Consider the following 24401-nt stretch of genomic DNA (forward strand, 5'->3'; position numbering starts at 1 on the left):
CATGAGTGAACTGGCAATCCCGGAGCTCTGTCTTGTGGTGTTGATCGGACCAAGCGGCTCCGGAAAATCCACCTTTGCGGCCAAGAACTTTGGGACATTTGAAACGCTGAGCAGTGACTTCTTCCGGGGGATGGTCTCCAATGACGTGAATGACCAGGGCGCAACCAAGGCAGCCTTTGAATCACTGAATTTTGTCGCTGGCAAGCGTCTCGATGCCGGGCTCCTGACGGTGGTAGATGCTACAAGCGTCCAAGCGGATGCACGGCGACAATTGGTGGCACTGGCCAAGGCCCACGACGTGCTGCCGGTGGCCATAGTTCTTGATGTGCCCTTGTCCGTCAGTTTAGAGCGCAATGACAGTCGAACCGATCGAACCTTGGATCACCACGTCATCAAGCGCCAGCACGATCAATTGCGACGTTCTCTGAAGGGTCTTGGTAGAGAGGGCTTCAGGAAGATTCATACTTTGGGTTCTGTCGAGGCTATGGAGAAGGCGAGTATTCGACGGGAACCGCTGCTCAACGACTTCCGGTTTGATGAGGGACCCTTCGATGTCATAGGAGATGTTCATGGGTGTTTAGGCGAACTGTGCAAGCTCCTAGAGAAGCTGGGCTACCGACTTAGCAGAGATGGGCAAGGGCGGGTACTTGATGCAGAGCATCCCCAGAAACGCAAAGCGATCTTCGTTGGAGACCTTGTAGATAGGGGACCTGATAGTCCTGGTGTCCTCCGGCTCGTCATGGGAATGGTGGCACAGGGAAATGCGAGAGCGGTCCCCGGGAACCATGAGGACAAGCTCGTTAGGGCCTTAGACGGGAAGACGGTTCAAACGTCCCATGGCCTAGCTCAAACACTGGCTCAACTGGCCACAGAGTCTGAGGAGTTCAGGCTCGAGGTCAAGAACTTCTGCCGTGGGTTGGTTTCGCACTTGGTTTTGGACCAAGGACGATTGGTGGTGGCACATGCCGGCATGATCGAGGCCTATCAGGGGCGAGCTTCAGCGCGAGTCAGAGCCTTCGCTCTGTATGGGGACACTACAGGCGAAACTGATGAGTATGGGCTTCCTGTCCGGTATGCCTGGGCCAATGACTACAGAGGCGAGGCTGCTGTCCTCTATGGACACACCCCGACACTTGACACTGAGTGGGTCAACGGCACCATGTGCTTGGATACGGGGTGTGTCTTTGGCGGGAAGCTGACTGCGTTGCGCTATCCCGAAAGGGAAGTTGTACAGGTATCTGCTGAGAAAATGTGGTTCGCACCCGCCAAGCCACTGACTCCAGCACGGGGTGCGAAACAATCTGGCTCTGCGCCTCCTGGGGGAGGCGCTGCCCAGGATGTCGGGGAGCGTACCGACGGCATGCTCAAGATGAGTGACATTCTTGGGAAGCAGACGATCCAAACCAGCATCCATGGACGCATCAGCATCCGTCAAGAGCAAGCAGCCGGTGCACTTGAGGTCATGAGTCGCTGGGCGACTGATCCGCGCTGGATGCCATATTTGCCACCCACCATGAGCCCGGTATCTACATCGAAACTACCAGACCATCTGGAGCATCCAGCTGAGGCCTTTGATTCATACAACAAGATTGGGGTTGAGGCCGTCATCTGCGAAGAAAAGCACATGGGTTCCCGAGCCGTGGTGCTGCTAACGCGCAATCCTGTGAAATTCGATGCGCCGCCTGGGTGGCGTGGCACCGTGTATACGAGGACAGGGAGACCATTCTTCAAACAGCAGACAGCTGATGAGTTTCTGACGCGAATCGATGCAGCGGTGGAGGAGGCCGGACTCTGGGAGGAACTGGCAACGGACTGGATCTTACTAGACGCAGAACTTCTTCCCTGGTCATTCAAAGCGGACGATATGATTCGTGGCCAGTACGCGGCTGTGGGTGCCAGCGCCACCAGCAGCTTGGATGACGCCGTGGTAGCCCTAGAGCAGGCACTTGCCTCTGGCGCCGACGTTGCTGGGTTACTCGGTAGAATTCGATCCCGTCAAGAGAATGCGGCTGCCTACATCGCTGCCTATCAAAACTACACCGCACCCACCAATGGACTGGAAGGGGTGCAACTGGCTCCTTTCCAAGTGTTGGCATCTGAAGGGGCGGTACATTCTGGGCGGGACCACACGTGGCATCTTGATCTGGTGGACAGGCTCGTGAAGGCTGACCCAGTACTAATCCGTCCGACCCGACACATTGTGATCAGCACGGGCAGCGGGGAATCCACCTCTACAGGAGTGCAGTGGTGGCAGGACCTGACAGCAGATGGTGGTGAGGGGATGGTAGTGAAACCGCTAAAGAACCAAGCTGAAAGATCTGGAAAATCACGCGGCGGCAAAGATCTTGTGCAACCTGGCATTAAGGTTCGGGGACGCGAGTACCTGCGTATGGTCTACGGTCCTGACTACACGGACCCCCACAATCTGATCAGACTGAAAGACAGAAACTTAGCCCCTAAAAGATCACTGGCGCTACGAGAGTATGCGCTTGGCATCGAAGCGTTGGATCGGATGGTCGCTGGTGAACCCCTATGGAGAGTTCATCAGGCAGTCTTTGGGGTGTTGGCGCTGGAGTCGGATCGTGTTGACGCCCGGCTCTGATGACCAGAATCTGAGAATGATGAACGGATGTTCCACGTGAAACATGAACGAACGGATCGATGTGATGATGGCGGGATACCTTGTGAGGGATGCTCATCGGGGATGGAGCGGATGATCTGGTGCTAGTTTTCCCTTAGATCGTCCGAGGCATGTTCAAGTAGATGGCTTTCGATTGCCATTTGGGTGAGAATCTCGTCATCTTCGGCGCTGGGGAACATACCAGCGGGTGGTTCTGGAATGTTGTCATCATCCCACGGCTCTGCTGACTCGGAACTGGGGAGGCGCGGTGCGGCGGTAGCTGCTATCTTCAGAGCAGATTGTATGTACTGAATTCGGAGACAATGGTGGATGTATTTGCCCAGCCATTCTGTGTAGACAGGTGGTTGTCTGTCGCTGAGTTTGGGCGGGAAGTACCAGCAGGATGGTGGGATCCAGGCAACGCCGTTGTCCGTCATGGCAGGTGTCCAGCCCCGCATTTTCACGCCGCTGCGTTCGGGAAACTGATCGCTGCGATACTGGCCGTCAGGAGTCTTATTGTCCTTGAAGTGCTTGAGAAGGTGGTGACATCACATAGCGAATAGAGGTTGCCGAAGATGGTGGTCCCGCCGCTGTCAAACTTCTTGATGTGGTCAACATTGGAGGAACAGGCTTTGCCATTGCCGCCAGGGAAATGGCAATATTCATCGCGAATACGCAGCATGGTCCGCATGGCCTTAGTTGGCGGATAGCCCCAGTTGGTACTGGTAGTCCACGGAGTTGGTGTGTAACCTCGTCACTTCGTAGACACCGAATCTCGTCTCTTCGGAGACGCTGGGGCTCATGAGTTTGTACACATCTACCACCAAGCCCCGGCGTCACCGAAGAAAGCCCTACAAGCCGTCGAAGACTGCGGGGAGTTGTTCCTACCGTTGTGCATAGTGTTCTTGGAACTCTGCGAGTTTTCGTTCCCAGTGTTTGCTCGGATTCGATACCTTCGCGCCTTGGATGGCGTAAGAAGCCACGTATCGCCCCCCTGACTTGTAGGGCGATCATGGGCAGCGGGAACGAGAACACGACCTCCCCAGATTCCGGAGCTAGGAGAAGGAACTCATCATCGGTGATGGTCCGGTAGAACTGACGTCCGGCGAACGTCGTTGGCAGCGACACGTGATAGCCCTGATAGTAGACCTGCCTGTTCGCGGCGGTTACTTCCACCAGTGACTGATCAGCACCCTGCTGCTCCTGCGCAGCGGTTGTGGCTGGCTCGGGCAGCAGCTGCCCGTCCTTGCCGATCGTCAGGGATGATCGGCCAAGGTCAGATTGGCGCAGCCTGCGTACCTGCCGATACTGGGCCGCCTTCCCCTCGAGGATCGCCAACGGAATCGGCTCCGTTGCCGGCGTGTGCTCCAAAAGCTCCCACGCCGCCCGCGGGGGTCGCCTGCTTCAGGGCTTGGTGGGGGCGGCGGTTGGTGTAGTGATCCCTGAAATGGATGACGCGCTTACGCAGTTGCTCGAGTGTGGCCGGCTGGTTCGCGTCAAGGAAACGGATCAGGGTCTGGTGCGAGCGTTCATTTTTTCCCTGCGTGGTGGGCTTGCCTGGCAGACCGCTGATCGGCATCGTGCCGCGGGAGGCAAGGAAGATCTCCACCGATCCGACGCCGCCCTGGCGCAGCTGATTAAATGCCAGGGAGTTGTCACTGAGTACCTCCAGCGGTGCCCCGTATTCCTTGATCGCGCGCTCGAGCACTAGTTTCGCGTCGGCGCTGTTCTCGTGCCTGGCATGGGCCCAGGTGCCCACGTCATAGCGGGTGGCATCGTCAATGACCTGGTAAATGGTGACGACTTTTCCGTTAGTGAGGCGGTACTCGAACGCGTCGAGCTGCCACATCGCCATCTCCGAGGACCGTGCAAACGGGATATAGGAAGACTTCGGACGCTTTCTCGGTGCCGCATCGACGTGCCCAACGCTGGAGATCAGCCTCGCTATGGTTGCCACCGAGGGCACCACGCCGCCAGGGAAGACATCCTGGATCGTAGCCTCGTAATAGATCGTCCGCGGCCCGTAATCCCACCCATCGAGTTTGAGCTGCTTGCGGATCTTCACCAGCTCGTTGACGACGTCGGGCCCATACCGCCGGGCCGGCTGTTTCGGCGCCCGGGACCGTGGATGCAATGCAGCCGTCGATTCACTGGCTGCCCGATCACGGATCTTGTAGAACACGCTCCTCGAAACCTTCAACGAGCGGCAAAAATCGGTCACAGGCAGTGCATGGGGTTGGGAAGGGTCGTAGTTGATGATCATGGCCCGAACACGGGGCGAAAGTGCATTGGTCATGCCACCGACCATGACAGGTCAACCTGCCAGAACGGTGTCCACGAAGTCATGAGACATCTCGTCTCCGATGTCAAGAGATCGTGTGTCCACGAAGTGCTGAGGTTGGTTACACACCAACCACGTGGACTGCCGGTACCAAGTAGGGCTATCCGCCAGCCTTAGTGACCCCGTATCGCTGCGGAGCACAGTCCAGTGGCTGATTGGTGATGTGATCCACCAATATCCGCCAGAAGCTTCAGGATTCCGCCATCAGATGCGCAGCGGCTTCCGTGCTGATAGGTCCGTAGCCTTCCGTTCAAGCAGGCTCATTGGTGGCACCCAGTATGGAGAAGACAGGAACCAGGAGCACAGGAGTCACTTGTGTCAGGGGTGGCCATGCCGGGCCTGTTCCGTTAGCTTCAGACCCAGTGGTCCCCTTGGAAAGTGGTGCCTGGGTGAGGTGTAGCGGGCTAGCAGCTGGATGCCAATCGGGATGGTTCCGAATATCAGGGTCCTTGAACCCAGGCTTTTGGTGGTTCGGATCGTCAAAGAGTGGGACTTCGCCTGCAGACAACCGGTACCAGCCCTGATCTTTGTCGGCAATTGCGCCATCGTGAGCGGGCTGAGGGTCTGTACCTTGGTACAGGTTTTTTGGATTGTTGCGCGTGCGGGCCAGCTCTGCCATTCCCGCCGTCATCCGGCTGAACTTGCTACCTTCAAGTCTTGGGGACACAGTACTGGTAGCCGCGTCAACGGGGCCTGTTGAGCAGGGTTCTGATGAGGTGCCAGCAGCAGCGCTGCTGCCGATGTCTGGATCTTTTGGTCCATACGGGGAGTGGATGTGATTCTGGGCCATGGGCTGGTTCAGCAGCAGGGCCGCGGCGACATCTGCGCGGAGCCGGGTCAACGTGCGGTCCTGGGGACCTTGCACAGCTTGGGCGGTGAAGGCGCTCTGATCCCAGATTCCGTCGACCGGGGGAGCTGGTGCATACAAGTTAAGCCATGACATGCCATCTTGTCCGTGGGTGACTCGCAGCCAACGGCTGGCGAAGGAACGGCGGGTTCTTGCGGGGATGCTCTCGGGGTAGCTTCGTTCACGCAAGCGTCGGAATTTATTCTCGGAAGTTGGGCAGCGTGGACCTAGAGGCCTTGCCTAGGAGAGCCAGCTCAAAGGCCTGAATTGTCTCGACCGGTAGCCCGGAACTACGAAGTACGTTGGTCTCATCGGCAATGATCGCTACGGTGTCCCACCCCAGCCAGCCGTCGCTCAAGGCCCTCAGAGTAGCCGGCAGGTGATTCACGAGGGTGGTGGCGTAGACCATGAGCCGATCGGCTATGCCTTCGGGGATGTTGAGAATGCCAGCAAGTTCTGCGCGTACCTCGGCCATATGAGGTTGATGCTGCCATGAGCCCAGTGTCAGTATGTTGGCTTCCAAGTGTGTGTCGCAGCCTGTAAGCGATTAATGAGGACGGCGGCTAGGGCGGCTCACTGGTTCTGATGTTTCTTCAATGCGACAACTGCGTCTGTGCATTCGTCCATCAGCATCCTTACCGCTTCCAGCTGAGGTTCCGGCCGTGTATGAGAGTGATCTGCTGTGGCCGATGGAAGGTCGGCGGGAGCTGCGGGCGTGGAACCGCTTGAAGTTGCCCCAACAGGATGAGACCCGTCAGGAGCAGTTTTGACGGGTGCCGAACGTTCAGTGTTGGCGGTGCCGGAATCAGCTTTTGGAGTGCAGAAATCATCCGGAAAGTGAAACGGCGGGAGAGTCCGCATCGCGTCAATGTCAGCACCGAGCGGTCCGCTGACGGGAAGAGCCAATTCAGCAATCTGCTCCACCACACTTAATGTGCTGGATGAATCGTCCCGAGCAACCGGGAAATTCGCTGAACAGCCCATGTCTAAATTATAGTTTTTGTCTACTTGAAGGACAATGCTTTCTAAAATATTCTCATAAATAATTTCTAATGTGGACGCGTGCCGAGTGTGCCGTGCTTCCATCGTTGGCCACAAGAATGTTGCTCGCTGTGCAGAATTCAGAAATACACGGGCGCCCATGATCGTCAGAAAGTTTCACGTGAAACTTACGGATCGCGCAAAAAGAGGCAACACTTGAGCTCATTCGGAGTTAGATTCAGGGAAAGGCGGAAGCAATTTTCGACGCTTAGAATCAATCTGGGAGAATGGTGGTCCTGGGCCGGTGCGGGCTCAAGACCGTGCTGGCCTATATTCGTGCTGGCTTAAAAGGGTAGGAGCCGGACAATGTCCGGCTCCTACCCTTTTAAGCTGTTTGCAAGAACTGCTGCAGACCAAGGCCTACTTCAGGAAATCTGCAAATTCCTTCTCGAAGTACTGCTTGGGGCGTGCGCCGATAACAGTTTCCTTGACCTCGCCACCCTGGAACATGTATACGGCGGGAATGGAGGTGATTCCGTACTTGGCGGCGATGGCGGGGTTAGCATCAACATCCACCTTTACAACCTCGACTTTGTCCGAGTACTCAACGGACATTTCATCCAGAATGGGACCCAGCTTGCGGCAGGGGCCACACCATTCGGCCCAGAAGTCCACAATGACGGGCTTTTCTGAATTCAGTACTACATCTGCAAATGTTGCATCTGTTGCGCTCTTGGCGTTGCTCATTGGAATCTGCTTTCTCTTAGGAGTTCTGGTCGGCCAGGTAGTGTTCTACGTCAAGCGCTGCAACACAACCCGACCCGGCAGCCGTGATGGCTTGACGATACGTGGGGTCTACTACGTCTCCCGCGGCGAAGACGCCCTTGACGGTGGTCTTGGAGGTGCGCCCCTCGACAGCGATGGTACCGGCGGCGGTCAGATCCAAGACACCCTTGACGAGGTCAACGCGAGGATCGTTGCCTATGGCAACGAAAATACCTGTGACGGCCAATTCGCTCTGCTCGCCGGTGAGGAGGTTGTTCAAGCGGGCACCGGTCACCTTGGAGTCGCCGTCAATGCCGACAACTTCCGAGTTCCAGATGAACTTGATCTTCGGGTGGTTCAAGGCGCGCTCAGCCATGATCTTGGATGCGCGTAGGGAATCACGGCGGTGAACAACCGTGACGGAATCGGCAAACTTGGTCAGGAAGATGGCCTCTTCCATCGCGGAATCTCCGCCGCCAATAACGGCAATGTCCTGGCCCTTGAAGAAGAAACCGTCGCAGGTGGCACAGGAGCTTACGCCGTGACCGACCAAGCGCTTTTCGCCTTCAACACCCAGCTCTCGGTAGGCCGAGCCCGTGGAAATGATGACGGTCCGAGCCTTGAATTCCTGACCATCGGCCAAGGTCACAGTCTTGATGGCGCCTTCGAGCTCAACAGAAGTGACGTCGTCGTACATCACCTCGGTGCCGAACTTCTCAGCCTGCTGGCCGAGGTTTTCCATGAGGTCAGGTCCCATGATGCCATCAGGGAAGCCGGGAAAGTTTTCCACCTCGGTGGTGTTCATCAGCTCGCCTCCTGCAGTCACTGAGCCGGCGATCATGAGTGGCTTGAGATCGGCGCGGGCAGTGTAGATCGCGGCCGTGTAGCCTGCCGGGCCGGAACCGACAATGATGACGTCGCGAATATCGCTGGCGGGGGTAACTTCAGTGCTCACGGGTGAGTGTTCCTCTTCCTTCAATGAATGGAACCGCGCCCTGGCGGCCCAATGGCTCCTTCGCTATCCACAACCGGCGCAGGGACACGGTTATTCCATGCATCGGTTGTGGACGGCTTGAAAGCGGGTTACTTGATGCTGATTTCGGTGATCTTCAATCCGAAGGGGTAGGTGACGAACGGCTGCAGCCTGGGCAGTTCCGTGAAGTTGATGATCACGTACTTTGCGGTAACACCAGGAGCGGCCGTCAACGTGAATTCGGGGGCGCTGAATGAGCCGCTACCAATCTTCTTTGCACCCTGCAGATCCGGCTTGCTGTTAGTCAGAATATTAAACTGACCGCCAGTGCCGGCAAGCTGGTTGATGGTGACAGAGCTGATGGTTGACTCAGCCTGCAACTCGACCACCAGGTTAATGCTGTCCGTCTGGTCTGCAAACGGGGCACTGGAGAACTCAACGGTGGGCCAATACGTGGCGATGTTGCCGTCGATGGCGTTCTTCAGACGCGGCAAGAACGCCTCACCATAGTTCGGTGCACCCGGTGCGTAGACAGTGACGTCAGTCAGATTTTTGATGACTGGGGCCACGACCACTGGCTTCGGGGCCTCTGTAGTGGGTGTCTTGGATTCCGCGGGCGGCGGCGGCGCGGCGGTGGTGGTTCCGCCAGCCTGCGTGTCCGAGTTGGGGAACAAGCTGGTGATGTGGGTAATAGCGAAAATGAGCGCACCAATGAGCAGGACGCTGACAATGGCACCTGTCAGCCAACGGCCGCTTACACGGGGAGCGTTGCGTTCGTCGTCTTCATCTTCGTCTAAGAAATCGTCGACCTGCTCGTAGTCATCGCCAGCCTCACGCAGTTCCGCAGGGAAGGTGTTCGGTCGTCGCGATTCGACCAGGCTTTCCTCATGGTCATCGTTGATGAAAGCGTAGTCATCCTCGTCCCACAAAGTGACCTTAGCAACGGGTGGGACAGCTGCCGGGGTGGGAGGAACGACGGCGGCACTCGCCACTGCTGCTGCAGCCACTGCCGCTGTGGGAGCCACTGTGGGTTCCTCACGAGGCGGTGTGGCTGGTTGCTGCGAAACCGGCGGGACGCTCTGCTGTGAAACGCCGGGCAGAGGATGCGCGGGTGTCAGCGGAGAGTTGTCTTCGTAAACGTAAGCGTTTTTGATTGGGGCCGCATCGCGGGCCTTGCCAAAAATTTCCGTGCCGAGGGTATCGGTGAAGAAGGGTTCCTGATAGACCTCTTCTGCTGGTTCCGTGGGAACCACCAGATCCAGCAGGTCTGCCGGGGAGGTTCGGGCGGCGATCAGGTATGTGGCATTGTCCTCTACGCCAAGGTCCAAAATGGAAACATTGGAGACCCTGGCGCCGGTGGCAACTTCCCTGGCGCTCTGCGTCAGGGAAGGTGAATTCTCAACGGCAGCCACCAGAATACTGACGGGGCGGTTGAGGACCTGGTCAAGGCCATCGAGGATAATATCGTTCTCGGCTGAGGCCAAGATGCGGCCGGTCACTTTGTAGCGGCCGCCAAGGATGGAGCCCACATCAATAGGTTGTGGCACCAAATCCTCCTTATTACAAACACGGTGGCAAGTGCGAATGGATAACACGAGCCATATTTTGACTGATTCTATCGGAAAACACTTCAATTTCCGTGGTTGAGGCCTTGTATTGCCCCGGCCGTCACGGAATGTCCTATTTACCCGCGATTTTACCCGGAAGCCGGGTGCGGACTTTCTTGATGAGCGGATTCAAGAGGGCATCAACTTCATCGACGCGGAGCTGCTTCAAAACGAGCACATAAACCACTGCCATCACGGTTCCTACTACGGCCAAGGTAGCTACTGAGGCTTGAATTGACGTCCACATGAAGCCGCCGGGTGTGGAACTACCGAAGAGCCGCAGCACCAGTTCTCCGACAATGCCGGAGACCAGGGCAGCGGCAAGGAAGCGCATGTGGGCGCGCATGATCAGGCCGCGGCCGTAATCTCCCAGCTGGGCCTTCAGGAAACGGTGGCTGATGACGGGCCCCACGAAGTTGCTGATGGTGTAGCTCAGTGCAATGCCGTAAATGATCCATTGCGGTGGCAGTTGGCCAGCTATCAATACACATGTCAGAAGCACAGCCACCGCGATGCATTGGAGAATGAATGGCGTCTTGGCATTCTCCTGAGAGTAAAACACTCTGTTCAAAATGAAATTGATGCTGAAGAACGGAGCACCGACGGCCAAAATAGCCAAGGTAATGGCTACCTGTCGGCCCACTAGCTCATGATTTCCACTAAAGAGCATCCCGAGGGGACCGGACAGCACCAGCAAAGCCATAGCCGCAAAGACCGTGGCCATCCCCGTGGTCCGCAAGGCGCTGGAGACGGAGGACCGCAACGCCGGAAGGTTCTTGCTGGCCGCGGCGTGTGCCATGGCCGTAAACATCACCGTGGCAATGGACAGCGCGATGGTGGAATGCGGCATGATGTACATCTCGGTGGCACGGCTCAACACGAGAGCCCCAGGATACACAGACCCGCCGGTATTGGTGTCTTCTCCGCTCGGGATGGTGGCAATGCGCAGGATGACAATAAAGCTCAAGTTGCCAATAATCATGGTTCCCATGGTCCATGTGGCGATCTTGGCTGTGGCGCCAAGTCCTGCGCCCTTCAAAGAGAACTTGGGCCGCAGGTTCAAGCCAAGCCGATGGACCGGCACCAGCAACACCACGGACTGAGCGATGATGCCGAAAGTAGCAGTACCGGCCAGCATCCACGATTGTCCGGTGGTCCAATTACCGACCGTGTGCGGGTTAGTCGCGGAGCTGCCAGCAACGAAAATAAACACGAGCAGTCCGGCAATGGCGACCACATTGTTCACCACAGGGGCCCAGGCGTACGCCTTGAAGGAGTTATGGGCGTTGAGGACCTGCCCCAGGAGCGAGAACAGACCGTAGAAGAAGATCTGCGGCAGAAGGAACAAACCAAAGGTGATGGCCAGTTCCAGCTGCTTACCGCTGAAGGACGTGGACAGGCTCATGATGGGGACCACAAGGAGCATGACGACGGCGGTCAGCGTCAGCAAACCAAGAAGTCCTAGGGTCAGCAACCGGGATATGAAGTCACGGCCGCCATCAGGGTGCTTGCTTGCCTTGGCAATCTGCGGGATCAGCACCGCGTTGAAAACGCCACCGGCCAGCATGAGGAAGATCAAGTTGGGCAGGTAGTTGGCACCTTCAAAGATGTCACCGATGACCGTGCCGGCCACGGCGATGCTCAAGATCATTCCCTTAATCAGCCCCAACACGCGGGAGACCAAGGTGCCCACTGCCATGTTGGCGCTGGAGCGGGCCGCAGAAGCGCTCATCCGTCCCGTACCCCCTGCCGATGCGCTGCTCTGAACAGGAGTTCTGCCCGTAGCAGGTGTCTTGGCGGGCGCGCCAATAGGGGCAGGCACGCGCGGGGCGGCAACGGGTTTAGGCGGGATGTTAACCCGTTCTACATTAGACATCGCTACCATCATCTCACTGCGGGCTTAGCGTGCGCTGACAGCGGGGCCGCGCAGGGGCCTAAGGTGGCAGCCATAGGAAACCCCTGAATGCGGCTAGAAATGCTCCGGCAGCAATTCCCGGGCTAGATCGGTGATGCGGCGTTCGTTGGGGAAGGAGAGCTTTCTTGCCAGTTCATCCAGAGGTACCCACGCCACATCCACTGCCTCATGGTCCGGATCATTCTCAATGGTCAGGAATCCGCCAGTGGCACGCAATAAGAAGTGATGGACCGTCTTGTGAACTCGGTGGCCGCTGACTGTGAACCAGTAGTCAATGCTGCCCAAGGTTGCCAACACCTCGCCTGCGATCCCGGTTTCTTCTTCAATCTCGCGGACCGCAGCCTCGCAGTGGTTTTCCTCACCTTCGGGATGGCCTTTGGGCAAGCACCACTCAAGCCGACCACCGCGGTTGATGCGGGCAATGATCGCAACGGTAGGGACGCCGTCGTGCATTGCAACCACCACGCCGCCGGCCGAAACTTCTTCAACAGTTGGCAATTGGCTGGGTGCGCCGGGCACTCCAAGCGGCCCCATTGCCGGTGGCAACGGGTTCCTCTTAGGCGCGCGCGGCACAGGGTGAACCATGCAGTCCACTCTAGCTACCTTTGCCCGGGGATGATGACAGGCTCCGGAGTAGATTTGTGGTGTCTTGGGACGGGTGAGGCAACGGCGTTTTCCGGCGCAAGCCTCGAGGACTAAAAGTCTGGCATTCTTAAGGGACCATGGATTTAGTGCCTGATACCTCAAAATTTGACCCGGTTGTTCTTGAACTGGGACGCCTCTTTGCCGACGCCGGCTTTGAGCTCTCCCTCGTAGGCGGACCTGTTCGCGACCTTTTTCTGGGCCGGACGTCCCCTGACCTGGACTTCACCACGAATGCCACCCCGGAGCAGATCCTCGCTGTTGCTAAAAAGTGGGCTGATTCGCACTGGGAGATGGGCCGTGATTTTGGCACCATCGGCTTCCGCAAGCGGAACGCCCAGCAAGAGGTGCTGCTCATTGAGATCACCACCTACCGCGCCGAAGCCTACGATCCAGACTCTCGCAAGCCCGTGGTGGCCTTTGGAACATCACTGGTGGATGACCTGCAGCGCCGTGACTTCAGCGTCAATTCGATGGCCCTGCGGCTGCCTGAAATGGAGCTTGTGGACCCGTTTGGTGGCGCCAAGGATCTGGCTTCCGGACTGATACGCACCCCCGGCGCCGCCGAAGATTCATTCTCCGATGACCCGTTGCGCATGATGCGGGCCGCACGCTTCGCCTCACAGCTTGGCTTTGCGCTGCACCCGGACGTCCTAGCCGCGATGACGGGGATGGCTGGCCGGATCAGCATCATCTCGGCTGAGAGGGTTCGCGAAGAACTCGTGAAAATCATCTGTGGTGCGCACCCGCGAGTTGGCATCGACATTTTAGTGGATACCGGACTGGCCGAGCTGGTCTTGCCGGAGATTCCCGCGCTCAAGCTCGAAACGGATGAACACCACCGACACAAGGACGTTTACCAGCACTCGTTGCAGGTTCTCGAGCAGGCAGCTTCCATGGAAACCGGTCCTGATGGTCCGGTGCCCGGCCCCGATTTTGTGCTGCGCTTTGCGGCGTTAATGCACGACGTAGGCAAGCCCAAGACCCGCCGTTTTGAACCGGGAGGCGGAGTTAGCTTCCGCCACCACGACCTCGCTGGGGCCAAGCTCACCGCCAAGAGAATGAAGGCGCTGCGCTTCGACAACGATTCCATCAAGGCCGTCTCGCGCCTGGTAGAGCTGCACATGCGCTTCTACGGCTATGGCGAAGCGGGCTGGACCGATTCGGCTGTTCGTCGCTACGTGACCGATGCCGGACCCTTGCTGGAGCGCCTGCACCGGCTGACCCGTTCCGATGTCACAACTCGCAACCAGCGCAAGGCCGATCGTCTGGCTTTTGCTTATGATGACTTGGAACAGCGCATTGCCGTCCTGGCTGAACAGGAAGAGCTGGATTCGATTCGGCCCGACTTGGACGGTGGCGCCATCATGGCCTTGCTGGGTATCAAGCCAGGACGTGTGGTGGGACGCGCCTACAACTTCATGCTGGAACAACGGATGGAATACGGTCCCCTGGGTCTTGAAAAGGCCGAAGAAATTCTGCGGCAGTGGTGGGCTGAACAGCCTGAGTCACAGCCCGAAGATCCAAAACAGCTCCAAGATCTAGAGCAGCCCGAAGCTCCAGAACAACGCCAAGAGCCTGCCCAAGGCTGAGACCGTGCGTCTCGATCACTAATATTCTCTGATTGGAATATACGCAATGAGTAATGCAGATAGTGGAAACACTCCCGCTGGCGCCGTAGCCGTCCCGGGCGGCCCCAAGCTCTGGCTCTTGCGCCATGGTGAAACCGAGTGGTCCCGCAGCGGGCAGTACACGGGCTTGACAGACCTGCCGTTGACGGAGCTGGGCGAAGATCAGGCCCGATCCGCACAGGCCGCACTGTCCGGCGTCGACTTTGACCTGGTCCTGACCTCGCCGTTGCAACGCGCACGCCGGACGGCCACACTGGCTGGTTTTCCTGATGCAGTGGTGGAACCGAATGCCGTGGAATGGGACTACGGCGACTACGAAGGCATTGACAGTGCTGTGGTGCGCGCCCAGAACCCCGGATATTTGATTTGGGATGACGGCGTGCCCAATGGCGAGACCCTCGATGAGGTAGCGGCGCGAGCTGATCTGATTGTGGCTCGCGCCTTGTCGGTCACGCGGGCGGATGGCGCCCCTGCCAATGTGCTGCTCGTGGCCCACGGGCACTTCCTACGCATCATGGCGGCCCGCTGGCTGCGACTGCCGGGGACCGCAGGCAGGCACTTTGTGCTCGGCACCGCCAAAACCTGCACGCTTGGCTGGGACAAGAAAACCCCCGCGATCGAGCAGTGGGGACTGTAGCGGGCTGGCTTAATCTCGGGCAGTCTTGAGCGCGGCGAAGTCCAGATGGAAGCGCAAAGGCCGTGCGCCAAGTAATGCGCGTGCACTTATCAAGCCGTGAGGGGCTGAGCAGGTAGGCTCGTAGCCATGGCGGAATCACAGGCTTCGGGGACTCAAGCTCAGCATCCCATTGTTGTCCCCTCACGTAGTGACGACCTTCTGCGCACCTTGACTGAGCCGGTGGGTGGGCCGCTGGGCAAACGTACATCGCCCGGCATTACCAATCCCGGATTCTTCACGGTGGAACGCGTCTTGGTGCTGATCGCTGCAGTTTCGGCATTGCTCGCCATTATGACTAAATCCCACTGCCGTACCGCTGGGTGGGTTACTCCTGACCAGGAATCAACTGTGTGCTGGTCTGTTTTTCCCAATTCCTTTGTGGATGACCGCTTGGGGGCGCTAACACCCTTCTTCTCCGAAGGGTCACCGTTTGGCCACCCGGTTTTGGCTGGCTGGATTGCCGGGATCACTGCGTGGCTGACGCGCAGCGCCGGTGACGGTGCGTTGCGCCAACTGGCCTTCTTCGACCTGAATGCTGCGCTCATTGCCATGGTCTGGATTGTCACCGTGGTAATTGTTGCCCGCACCGCTGGACGCAGGGTCTGGGACGCGGCCATTGTGGCCGCTAGCCCCGTTTTGATCATGCTGGCATATGTCAGTTGGGACTTCTGGGCGGCCGCATTGGTTGGCGCTGGCATGTACCTCTTTGCACGGAAGCAAACCCTCTGGGCCGGGGTCTTCTTTGGCGTAGCCGCCATGGCCGCGCCCTACCCGATCTTCGTATTGCTGGCGCTGGTGTTCCTCGGAATCAGGACCGGACCCGTTGCCAAGATGCTCGAGATGGTGGCCGCTGCGGCGATAGCGTGGCTTTTGGTGCTCGCTCCGATCATGGCCATCAACCCGCCTGCATTCCCGGATTACCTCAAAAACCTTTTCGCCGCCGGGCCCACGGAATCATCCATTTACGGCGGGCTGAACCTCATTGCCGAACGCATGGGCTGGTCCACGCTTGATGTTGGCGCGACAAATGCCGTCTCCGGAATTCTCTTGCTGTTGTTGGTGGCTGGACTGCTCGCTGTTGCGCTCTATGCGCCCCGCCCCCCTCGCGTCGCGCAACTGGCCTTTGTCGCTGCAGCGGGTTTCATGGTCCTGAACAAGGGCGCCGAACCGTGGCACGCAGTGTGGCTGGTTCCCTTGCTGGCCCTGGCTATGCCCCGCTGGCGTCCGGTTTTGGTGTGGCAGGCTGCAATCCTGACGCATTTCATTGCCCTGATGCTGTTCCGCAGCAAGGTTCTGGGGGATATTAGCAACCAGCACGCCATTGATACGCCCTACTTCCTCATTGCAGCTGTCATTGGGGCCGTGGCCACCTGGATCATGGTGGGAATAGTTGTCAGGGACATTTTTACGCCGGCATATGACGTGGTGCGCCGAGGCGGAGTATCCGATCCCCAGGGCGGTATCTTGCTGCTTCTTCGAGAAGGCACAGTGAGTGTGCCAGACGCTGCTGAGCAACTGCCACTAGCTGCTGGAGAAACGCCAATAGACAACGCAGAAGCGCGCTGACTGTGACCGATGTTGCCGTGGTGGGATCTGGACCCAATGGCCTAGCCGCCGCCGTGACCATGGCACGTGCAGGGCTGTCTGTGGAGCTATTCGAAACTGCCGATTCCATTGGCGGTGGGACTCGAACGGCCGAAACCACGTTGCCCGGCTTCCACCATGACGTGTGTGCCGCCGTTCATCCGATGGCCCTAGCCTCACCATTCTTCCGCGCCTTCGAGCTGGAACGCAGGATTGAGCTGCTGGTGCCCGAGGTCTCCTATGGGCACCCGCTCGACGGCGGACGGGCCGGCCTTGCCTACCGCAGCCTGGACCACACGGTGGAAGCGCTGGGGCGTGATGGCCGCGCGTGGCGTGCGCTGATGGGACCCTTGCTGAACAGGGTCGAGGGAACCATCGACTTCACCCAGGGGAACCTGCTGCGCATACCCACGGACCCCCTTGCAGCGTTTCACTTCGGGATCAGAACGCTGTTGCAGGGCACCCCCGCATGGAATCTTGGCTTCCGCGAGAACACGGCTCCTGCCATGCTCACCGGTGTGTCCGCACACGCCATGGGCCGTTTGCCGGCGTTATCAACCTCGGGGGCGGGGCTGATGCTGGGAGTACTGGCGCATGCTCAGGGTTGGCCCGTCCCGCGAGGCGGTTCCGCGGCAATTGCTCAGGCCATGGCCGATGACTTCTTGGCTCATGGCGGCCGGATCCGGGTTGGCCAGCGGATTGATAATGTGGCCAGTTTACGGGCTGAGACAGGAGCCAAAGCAATCATTTGTTCTACGACGCCGCGTGCCCTAGTCGCGATGGCCGGAGCGGAAATGCCCGAAGGCTATAGACGGAAGCTGGAGTCCTTTAAATACGGAGCAGGTGTGTGCAAGGTGGACTTTGCACTTTCCGGGCCGGTGCCGTGGACTGCCCCTGGTCTGCGTCTTGCACCCACCATTCATATGGGTGGATCTAGGGAAGCCATTGCGTTTGCCGAACGCGAGGTCTTAAATGGCCGGCACCCGAAAGACCCGTATGTCCTTGCCGTGCAGCCGGGCGTTATTGATGACACTCGTGCACCCCTTGGACAGCACACTTTTTGGGCGTACACCCACGTTCCTGCAGGTTCAACAAGGGATTGCAGCGAAGACATCATTGCCGCCGTGGAAAAACATGCGGCCGGCTTTAGGGATCTGATCCTTGCCAGTTCGGTGCAGAGCGCGCAAGACATCTCTGCCTACAACGTCAACTACATCGGCGGCGATATTGCTTCGGGTGCAGTCACCTTGAAGCAGCTACTGAAACGCCCTGTGATATCCCCGGATCCCTGGCGAACCCCGGTAACCGGGCTGTATTTGGGTTCGGCGTCCACCCCGCCAGGTCCAGCCGTACACGGTATGGGTGGCTGGTTTGCAGCGAAATCGGCCCTGACGAATACCTTTGGACTGCCCGCTCCTGAACTGGGCCTGCCGGCATAAACGGAGTTAGCCAATCTGTCGGCTTAAACAACTGGCCCGCTACGGCGATTGTTGACTTCACAATCGGCGCAGCGGGCCATAAAAAGAACTAGTTGCGGCGGTCCAGGGTTCCCACGGGAAGGCCCGCGGAATCCTTGACGGTCAAGACGTCTCCATCGATCTCTCCGCCAGCGGCCTTCATGAGCCATGGATCCACGCCCTCACACGCCATCTGGGTGCCGCTGAGCTGTGAGAAGGAGAGCTTGCCCTGAACCAGGAACCACTGGCCGGTAATACGGTTACAGCCGTCGCTTCCAGTGAGGAAGCCGGCCTGCTCGTATTCGGCGGTTTTATCGGATCCTAGCGACAACTCCAGATACGGCTGCTTGTCGGTGTTGTAGCCCTCGCCCCAAGTGCCCACAGGGCCTGTTGCGGCACCGCAGGACGAGATGGTCAAAGCAAGGAGGAGGCTGCCGGTGAGGGCTGCGAGGCGTTTCATGGTGAGGATGGCTCCGATCGCGCTGGTATAGACGTGCGTTTCCCTTATGCTATTGCATTGCCGCGCTTTCCCGGCCTTCGGCCCCCGCAATCAGAGCCAGCAAAAAACGCAATCAACCCCGGGAAGGGCGGTTTAGTAGGCTGCAGATCCGGCGACGGCTGGCACGGGAGCGGTCAGGACGCCGTCGCGCATGGAGGCCACACAATCGGTGAGCGGGACGAACTCGGTGTCATGGGTGACCATGATGGTGGCCACGTTGAATTCGTCGGTAACCTGACGTAGCAGGCGCACGATCGAGTCGCTGCGGGCATGGTCCAAGGCAGCCGTGGGCTCATCCACCAGCAGGACCTTGGGATGAGCCATGAGTGCCCGGGCAATGTTGACGCGCTGACGTTGTCCGCCGGAGAGCTGATGAGGGCGCTTCTTGGCAGAGCTGGCCAGGCCCACTAGCTCCAGCAGTTCTGCGGCACGGGTTGCTGCGGACTTCACGGATTTGCCCCGTAGGTGTTCGGTGATGGTGAGTTGTTCGGCCGCCGTCAGTGAGGCCAGCAGATTTGGCTGCTGAAAAATGATGCCCACTTTGTCGCGACGCAATTGGGCCAGTTGTTTCTCGTTGAGCCCGGTGGCGTCGACGCCGTCGATCACCACCAGGCCCGACGTCGGCTTGATAAGTGTTGCGGCAACGGCGAGCAGGCTGGACTTGCCGGATCCGGACGGCCCCACCAGGGAAACGAGCTGGCCCGGATTTACGGACAGGTTGACGGAGTCCAGAGCAGTCATGGTCCCTTCGCCATCGGGGTACTCAAGCGTCAGATTGACGAGGTTCAAAGCTGTCATGAGATTGTCCTTAGAAAGTGTGGAGCGAAATGGTGGGGAATGCGGGTAATCGCGGCAGCGATTTATCGGCCGACAAGTGGGGACTAGTTCCCACCGAGGGCGATCATGGCGTCCACGCGGGTGACCTTTCGGACCGCCAGTGCTGCGCCGGCCAGGCCCAGCGCCACGATGCCAACGATCGGCAGCAGTGTTGTTGCCGGGGTGAGGAGGAAGGGGGCTGCGGCAGAGGCAAAGATGCCACCAACAATCCCCGCGAGTCCGCCCAGCCCTGCTCCGGCCAGCAGTACCAGGGCAGCCTGTGTCAGGGCATCGCGGAGCAGATAGCTGCCGGAGGCGCCCATGGCCTTCAGGACGGCAATGTCACGGGTCCGTTGGACCGTCCAGACCGTCAGGAACGCCACGATCACGAGTGCGGAAATGCCGTAGAGGAACGCCTGCATCATCATCAGTGAGCCGTTTTCGCTCTTGTACCCGCCCAAGCCGTCGAAGGATCCGCTGCGTGTAGTGCTGATGGTGCCGGCCGCGGCATTCGCACCGTCAAGGTCCACAGTGGCGCCCTTCTCAAAGGTCACGGCCAGCACGGTTGCCAGCTGGTCAGGATCGCTCAGGTGGGCAACCTTGGTCCACGTGTTCAGCGTTGTCCAAACCACCGAGGTATGCGAGTACCACTGGTCCGGCACGATCGCGCCCACGGAAAGTTCCGTCCCGGCAATGGTCACGGCATCCCCAAGAGAGAGGGAGAGTTCCTTGGCGATGCCTTCGCCGATTGTCACGGTTGAATCGCTCATCTCCGACGGCGCGATCCCGGCTTGTGGTCCTTGCGCAGCTGTCAGCGAGTCGCCAACACCAAAGACAGCAACGTTGGCAATACCCTTGCTCTCGCCTGCGCCTTGGAACCGGCTTTGGCTGATGCCCAGGGGAGCTACGGACGTAACGCCAGGCTGCGCTGCCCAGATCTTGGCCTGTTCCGCTGTCACCTGACTTTCGGTGAAGGACACTTTGGGATCGTTCTTGGCCGGGGCGCCAAACACCATTTGGCTGACGGCCGTGCCGGATCCGGTGCCCGTACCCAAGAGGGCGACGGCGGACGTCGACTGGTTGCCTAGCCCGGCTGTGAGGCCGGAAAGCAACACCAACAGCAGGCTGATCAGGGCCACGACGGCGCCCATGAGGGCAAATCGTCCCTTGGCAAAGCGGATGTCTCGGATCGCGAGGAACATGTACAGCTTCTTTCGTAGGCCGGATTATGGTGATTGTGTCCGGGTTTTTGCTAGTAGTTCCACTCTCCTGCGGAACGGCCATGCTTCCATCGCGGGGTTGGTTGATCCTGCTGCGGCGTGTGGTTGATGCGCCGGTCAACCTTTTGGTTGATACGGGCACAAGATGGTGCGCCTATGCTGGTGACATGTCTGCCGTGGATGCCCCGCCCGTGAGCAGTGCTGCGATTCTGCGGTTCCTGCGTGTGACCTTGCATGTTGCTTTTGCCGTGCTGCTGGCCGTTGGTGTGCTCCGGCTACTCACAGGCGTGGCCGCCGGGCCGGGCCGGTACTTTTTCTTAGCGTTGTCCGTTGCGCTTGCGGTGGTCTATCTGGTGGGCACGGTGGCCGAGAAACGCTTTTCAACGGGCGCGCTGGAACACAATCCGAGGCGCTGGGCCGGGCTCTGGTTGGGACTGATCACGGTGATGTGGGCGGTCCTGATGGTGGGTTCGGTGGAGTTCTCCTGGCTCGTGTTCCCCCTGTTCTTCCTGCATTTGCACCTCTTGCCTCGATGGGCCGGGCTCACCATGGTGTTGCTCATGACTGCGGCGGTGGTGATGGCCCAGTGGAGCTCAAGTGGGAGCGATTTTCCGCCGCTGCCTGTGGTGGTGGGGCCGGTATTCGGCATGGCGTTCGCTGTGGCAACGTCCAAGGCCTACAGGCTTCTGTATCAAGAAGGTGAAAACCAGCGTCAGGCCGCCGATGAGCTGCGCCGCACTAGGGCGGAACTGGCCGCCACGCAGCATGAGTCTGGCGTTTTGGCCGAGCGAGCCCGGTTGGCACGGGAAATCCATGACACTCTGGCGCAGGGATTCTCCTCGATCATCTTGGTGTCCCGGGCGGCCCGGCGCAGTTTGAGTTCCGGGGATCTTGCGTCCGCGGAGGAGAGCTTGGCCATGGTGGAGGCAACTGCCGCGGAGAATCTGGCTGAGGCCCGTAACTTTGTCCGGGGGCTTTCCTCCCCGGCATTGACGCAATCCTCGCTCGCGGAGAGCCTGTCCAGGCTCTGCAATCAGACGGCGCGGGAGGCCCGGGCCCGGGGTGTCTCACTGCGGTGCAGCTTCCGGCTTGATGGCGAGCCCACAGAAATTCCGCAGCCCTTCAAGGTGACGCTGCTGCGCGCCACTCAGGCGAGTCTGGCCAACGTCTGGCTACACGCGAAGGCTACGTCCGCCGTCGTCAGCTTGGCGTTTCTAGGGGATGAAGTGACCCTTGACGTGTTCGACGACGGACGCGGCTTTGAGCCGGAGAGCCTCGCCGACACTGTGGCTAAGAGAGCGGATGGTAGTGGATTTGGCTTGCGATCGTTGCGCGAGAGGGTGGTGGCGCAGGGTGGGACCCTGACCATTGAGTCGACCCCTGGGGAGGGGACGGTGGTGGCCATCAGGCTGCCGCTTGGTGAAGGCGACAACAGTGCAGGGGATATCAATGGATGAAATTCGGATATTGCTGGTGGATGACCATCCGGTGGTGCGGGCGGGCCTGCGTGCCATGCTGACTGAATTTGAGGGATTCACGGTGGTGGCCGAGGCGCCTGAGGGTGGCGCCGCCATCAAGGAGGTTCAGCGGCTGCAGACCTTGGGCGCGCCGGTTGATGTGGTGTTGATGGATCTGCAAATGGGTGACGGGTTGGATGGGGTTAGCGCCACGAAAGCCATTAAAAAACTGGCTGCGCCCCCTCCTGTTCTCATTTTGACCACCTACGACACCGATGCCGATATTTTGGCGGCAGTGGAGGCCGGCGCAAGCGGCTACATGCTCAAGGACGCGCCTCCGGAGCAAATCCGCAGCGCCGTGCAGCAGGCAGCAGCGGGGCAGACAGCACTTGCTCCCGAGGTTGCTGCGCGGCTTATGGGAAGGATTCGTAACCCCACTCCGGCCTTGTCGGCGCGTGAGGTGGAATTAGTGGAACTGCTGGCGACGGGGATGAGTAATAAGGCCATTGCCAAGCAACTGTTCATTTCCGAAGCGACGGTGAAAACCCATCTGGTGCACATTTACGACAAGCTGGGCGTGGATAACCGCACCGCCGCCATCTCGGTTGCTGTGGGACGGCGAATTATCCGCAGCGCAGGCTAGAAGAAGTTTCCGCCTACAAGCAGCCGGTCCCCATTTCGGGTGGCTTAAATTGTGTGTAGTGTGAGCAGCAGCACAGGCGGATGGGGGTGGATCGCAATGATGCAGGCCCGCAAGGGTCGGCAATCCACAAAAAGAGGTCCACGTCACATTTCCCTTTACTGTGATATGGATAACAATTTTGTGAGATAGTCTGAATTATTGTTCGATTCCGTGTGCGGCACTCTCCAGCTAATGGGGAAGGCGGCGCAGGGGGATTGGCGAAGATCTCAATACCGCGTGCAACGAAGCAGGAGGTCCACCGAGTGACGTTTTCGAAGGGCAAGGCGCGGCCGTACCACTTGAGCATGGCAGTGGTTTGCACACTATTGGCCTCCGGTGGATTTGTGGGTGCCGGTTACGTCGGGACCTCCACTGCCGACGCTGCCGCCGCCCTAGGGGTGCAGCAGCTCAACCGTTCATCGTCCTCGGCTACGCAAGCGTCCCCCGTGAGTTTTGACTCTTTGAATGCGCCGGCGCTTGCCGGCAATATTTCCTTTGCGAAGACCCTGATTCTTGCTAAAAAACCAGCAGCGCCGCAGCGCTTCGACCTCACTGACCCCAACGGAAATACGCCCCAGTTGGCGCGCTCGGTTGGCGACATGCGCGGGGATATTCCGGAGGTTTCGGCGGAACTGATTTCCGAGGTTCGCAAGGATATCTTGGCCGCGGCTTTCCAGGGCTTGGGCCACCCATATGTTTGGGGAGGTACCAGCTTTGAGTATGGCTGGGACTGCTCGGGTTTTGTTCAGTGGGCCTACGCCCAGGCTGGAGTGGCGCTGCCGCGGACCGAACAATGGTTGCCCATGGTTCAAACGAATAACCCCCAGCCCGGCGACATTGTGGTGCAAAACCCTGACGGACCCAATCACTGGTCGCACATTGGCATTTACATTGGTGGCGGCAAGATGATCAGCGCCCTGAACCCGTCGGTGGGAACGTTCATACACGCACCTGCTGATGTCAGTAGCTCCTCCACCTACTTCTCCATGCCCGGTTTTGCATCCGCTGACGAGTTGGCTGCGCAGAAGGCCAAGAACACGATCTCAGCGGCCGGAAGCACCACAAAAGCGTCGGCTACGCCCAAGCCTGCAACGTCTAAGCCGTCGGCTACATCTTCAGCCAAGCCGTCATCGAAGCCGTCCACTGGAGAGTCGAGCGATCCGTCGACTAAACCGCCCACTACCGTGCCAGGCACAACGGATCCGGGCACCAAACCTCCCGTTACCATCCCTGTGACGACACCTCCGGTCACCACCCCGGCGACCGCGCCGCCGGGCACAGCCCCGGCGACCACGCCGCCGGGCACAGCCCCGGCGACCACGCCGCCGGGCACAACGACCCCAGCGATCACGTCTCCGATCACGCCGCCGGTCACCACCCCGCCGACGACACCTGGGCCGCCTGCGGCTACTAATTCGGATACGCCAAAGGCATCATCTTCTTCGGAAGCCACCACACCTTTGGCGTTGACCACCCCGCCCGTCACTGGCTCCACACCGTGACACAGCTCCGCTAGGGGTAGCCCCACTAGGGGCTGATTGGCACAAGGATAAGAAGGGCGCTTGCAACAGCTTTGATGCTGTGGCAAGCGCCCTTGCTGTTTAACGCAGCTGGCTCTGGCGTGCGTCATGTCCAAAAAACTAGTGTTATGGATCACAGTTTCGGGTACGCTTGGCCTACGTCACTTA

At 59.1% G+C, this 24401-nt stretch carries 20 protein-coding genes and 1 pseudogene; 8 read left to right on the forward strand and 13 right to left on the reverse strand.

Going from position 1 to position 24401, the window contains the following annotated elements:
• Position 1: 1 nt before the first annotated feature.
• Complete coding sequence (locus tag AS189_RS02575; RefSeq protein WP_062292791.1) at positions 2-2602, forward strand: polynucleotide kinase-phosphatase; 2601 nt, start codon at positions 2-4, stop codon at positions 2600-2602.
• Between the two features lie 478 nt (positions 2603-3080).
• Here the strand turns inward: AS189_RS02575 and AS189_RS19750 are convergent, their stop codons facing one another.
• From AS189_RS19750 to AS189_RS02625, 10 genes and pseudogenes are all read right to left on the reverse strand, one after another.
• Positions 3081-3302 (reverse strand): HNH endonuclease, encoded by a 222-nt coding sequence (locus tag AS189_RS19750; RefSeq protein WP_160320791.1) that lies wholly within the window; start codon positions 3300-3302, stop codon positions 3081-3083.
• Between the two features lie 202 nt (positions 3303-3504).
• Positions 3505-4916 (reverse strand): annotated as a pseudogene (locus tag AS189_RS02585) (integrase core domain-containing protein).
• A gap of 295 nt (positions 4917-5211) precedes the next feature.
• Positions 5212-5997 carry a hypothetical protein gene (locus tag AS189_RS02590; RefSeq protein ID WP_129587129.1) on the reverse strand — a complete coding sequence of 262 codons (786 nt, stop codon included), beginning with the start codon at positions 5995-5997 and terminating at the stop codon, positions 5212-5214.
• A 10-nt stretch (positions 5998-6007) separates the two neighbouring features.
• On the reverse strand, positions 6008-6283 hold the full coding sequence (locus AS189_RS02595) for a DUF222 domain-containing protein (RefSeq protein ID WP_062286144.1): 276 nt from the start codon (positions 6281-6283) through the stop codon (positions 6008-6010).
• 98 nt (positions 6284-6381) lie between these two features.
• Positions 6382-6951, reverse strand: coding sequence for a hypothetical protein (locus AS189_RS19755; protein WP_129587130.1), 570 nt, complete (start codon positions 6949-6951; stop codon positions 6382-6384).
• A gap of 258 nt (positions 6952-7209) precedes the next feature.
• Positions 7210-7536, reverse strand: a complete 327-nt coding sequence (gene trxA / locus AS189_RS02605; RefSeq protein WP_062286148.1) for a thioredoxin — start codon at positions 7534-7536, stop codon at positions 7210-7212.
• Positions 7537-7552: 16 nt separating this feature from the next.
• Complete coding sequence (gene trxB, locus AS189_RS02610) at positions 7553-8509, reverse strand: thioredoxin-disulfide reductase (protein ID WP_062292798.1); 957 nt, start codon at positions 8507-8509, stop codon at positions 7553-7555.
• A 128-nt stretch (positions 8510-8637) separates the two neighbouring features.
• Positions 8638-10074, reverse strand: coding sequence for a hypothetical protein (locus AS189_RS02615; protein ID WP_062286150.1), 1437 nt, complete (start codon positions 10072-10074; stop codon positions 8638-8640).
• Positions 10075-10207: 133 nt separating this feature from the next.
• Positions 10208-11866 (reverse strand): murein biosynthesis integral membrane protein MurJ, encoded by a 1659-nt coding sequence (murJ, locus tag AS189_RS02620; RefSeq protein ID WP_062286152.1) that lies wholly within the window; start codon positions 11864-11866, stop codon positions 10208-10210.
• Positions 11867-12103: 237 nt separating this feature from the next.
• Positions 12104-12634, reverse strand: coding sequence for an NUDIX hydrolase (locus tag AS189_RS02625; protein WP_082634000.1), 531 nt, complete (start codon positions 12632-12634; stop codon positions 12104-12106).
• Positions 12635-12771: 137 nt separating this feature from the next.
• Between AS189_RS02625 and AS189_RS02630 the strand changes: the two genes are divergently transcribed.
• The 4 genes from AS189_RS02630 (at position 12772) to AS189_RS02645 (ending at position 18021) form a co-directional block, all read left to right on the forward strand.
• Positions 12772-14283 (forward strand): CCA tRNA nucleotidyltransferase, encoded by a 1512-nt coding sequence (locus AS189_RS02630; RefSeq protein ID WP_062286156.1) that lies wholly within the window; start codon positions 12772-12774, stop codon positions 14281-14283.
• Positions 14284-14329: 46 nt separating this feature from the next.
• The gene (locus tag AS189_RS02635; protein WP_062286158.1) at positions 14330-14959 is read left to right on the forward strand and encodes a histidine phosphatase family protein; all 630 of its coding nucleotides are present in this window, start codon (positions 14330-14332) and stop codon (positions 14957-14959) included.
• 126 nt (positions 14960-15085) lie between these two features.
• Positions 15086-16564, forward strand: coding sequence for a glycosyltransferase family 87 protein (locus AS189_RS02640; RefSeq protein WP_062286160.1), 1479 nt, complete (start codon positions 15086-15088; stop codon positions 16562-16564).
• Positions 16565-16566: 2 nt separating this feature from the next.
• Entirely contained in the window at positions 16567-18021 is a 1455-nt protein-coding gene (locus AS189_RS02645) for a phytoene desaturase family protein (protein WP_062286162.1), read from the forward strand.
• An 88-nt stretch (positions 18022-18109) separates the two neighbouring features.
• Here AS189_RS02645 and AS189_RS02650 read toward each other — a convergent pair whose 3' ends face one another.
• The 3 genes from AS189_RS02650 to AS189_RS02660 form a co-directional block, all read right to left on the reverse strand.
• On the reverse strand, positions 18110-18499 hold the full coding sequence (locus AS189_RS02650; RefSeq protein ID WP_062286164.1) for an META domain-containing protein: 390 nt from the start codon (positions 18497-18499) through the stop codon (positions 18110-18112).
• Positions 18500-18631: 132 nt separating this feature from the next.
• Positions 18632-19336, reverse strand: a complete 705-nt coding sequence (locus AS189_RS02655) for an ABC transporter ATP-binding protein (RefSeq protein ID WP_062286165.1) — start codon at positions 19334-19336, stop codon at positions 18632-18634.
• An 83-nt stretch (positions 19337-19419) separates the two neighbouring features.
• Complete coding sequence (locus AS189_RS02660; RefSeq protein ID WP_062286167.1) at positions 19420-20556, reverse strand: FtsX-like permease family protein; 1137 nt, start codon at positions 20554-20556, stop codon at positions 19420-19422.
• 185 nt (positions 20557-20741) lie between these two features.
• Between AS189_RS02660 and AS189_RS02665 the strand changes: the two genes are divergently transcribed.
• From AS189_RS02665 to AS189_RS20455, 3 genes are all read left to right on the forward strand, one after another.
• Entirely contained in the window at positions 20742-22031 is a 1290-nt protein-coding gene (locus tag AS189_RS02665; protein WP_062292802.1) for a sensor histidine kinase, read from the forward strand.
• Positions 22024-22674, forward strand: coding sequence for a response regulator (locus AS189_RS02670; protein ID WP_062286169.1), 651 nt, complete (start codon positions 22024-22026; stop codon positions 22672-22674). Before AS189_RS02665 ends, AS189_RS02670 begins: the two co-directional genes overlap by 8 nt.
• Positions 22675-22976: 302 nt before the next feature.
• Positions 22977-24215 (forward strand): C40 family peptidase, encoded by a 1239-nt coding sequence (locus AS189_RS20455; protein ID WP_237759950.1) that lies wholly within the window; start codon positions 22977-22979, stop codon positions 24213-24215.
• Positions 24216-24401 lie beyond the last annotated feature (186 nt).

The organism is Arthrobacter alpinus, assembly GCF_001445575.1.
GTDB lineage: Bacteria > Actinomycetota > Actinomycetes > Actinomycetales > Micrococcaceae > Specibacter > Specibacter alpinus_C.

What these genes read in the sequence shown, in the direction of transcription:
- AS189_RS02575 (WP_062292791.1), top strand. Translation starts at nt 2, where the DNA reads ATGAGTGAACTGGCAATCCCGGAGCTCTGTCTTGTGGTGTTGATCGGA.
- AS189_RS19750 (WP_160320791.1), bottom strand. Translation starts at nt 3,302, where the DNA reads ATGCTGCGTATTCGCGATGAATATTGCCATTTCCCTGGCGGCAATGGC.
- AS189_RS02595 (WP_062286144.1), bottom strand. Translation starts at nt 6,283, where the DNA reads ATGGCCGAGGTACGCGCAGAACTTGCTGGCATTCTCAACATCCCCGAA.
- AS189_RS19755 (WP_129587130.1), bottom strand. Translation starts at nt 6,951, where the DNA reads ATGGGCGCCCGTGTATTTCTGAATTCTGCACAGCGAGCAACATTCTTG.
- trxA (WP_062286148.1), bottom strand. Translation starts at nt 7,536, where the DNA reads ATGAGCAACGCCAAGAGCGCAACAGATGCAACATTTGCAGATGTAGTA.
- murJ (WP_062286152.1), bottom strand. Translation starts at nt 11,866, where the DNA reads ATGAGCGCTTCTGCGGCCCGCTCCAGCGCCAACATGGCAGTGGGCACC.
- AS189_RS02625 (WP_082634000.1), bottom strand. Translation starts at nt 12,634, where the DNA reads ATGGTTCACCCTGTGCCGCGCGCGCCTAAGAGGAACCCGTTGCCACCG.
- AS189_RS02630 (WP_062286156.1), top strand. Translation starts at nt 12,772, where the DNA reads ATGGATTTAGTGCCTGATACCTCAAAATTTGACCCGGTTGTTCTTGAA.
- AS189_RS02635 (WP_062286158.1), top strand. Translation starts at nt 14,330, where the DNA reads ATGAGTAATGCAGATAGTGGAAACACTCCCGCTGGCGCCGTAGCCGTC.
- AS189_RS02640 (WP_062286160.1), top strand. Translation starts at nt 15,086, where the DNA reads ATGGCGGAATCACAGGCTTCGGGGACTCAAGCTCAGCATCCCATTGTT.
- AS189_RS02650 (WP_062286164.1), bottom strand. Translation starts at nt 18,499, where the DNA reads ATGAAACGCCTCGCAGCCCTCACCGGCAGCCTCCTCCTTGCTTTGACC.
- AS189_RS02655 (WP_062286165.1), bottom strand. Translation starts at nt 19,336, where the DNA reads ATGACAGCTTTGAACCTCGTCAATCTGACGCTTGAGTACCCCGATGGC.
- AS189_RS02660 (WP_062286167.1), bottom strand. Translation starts at nt 20,556, where the DNA reads ATGTTCCTCGCGATCCGAGACATCCGCTTTGCCAAGGGACGATTTGCC.
- AS189_RS02665 (WP_062292802.1), top strand. Translation starts at nt 20,742, where the DNA reads ATGTCTGCCGTGGATGCCCCGCCCGTGAGCAGTGCTGCGATTCTGCGG.
- AS189_RS02670 (WP_062286169.1), top strand. Translation starts at nt 22,024, where the DNA reads ATGGATGAAATTCGGATATTGCTGGTGGATGACCATCCGGTGGTGCGG.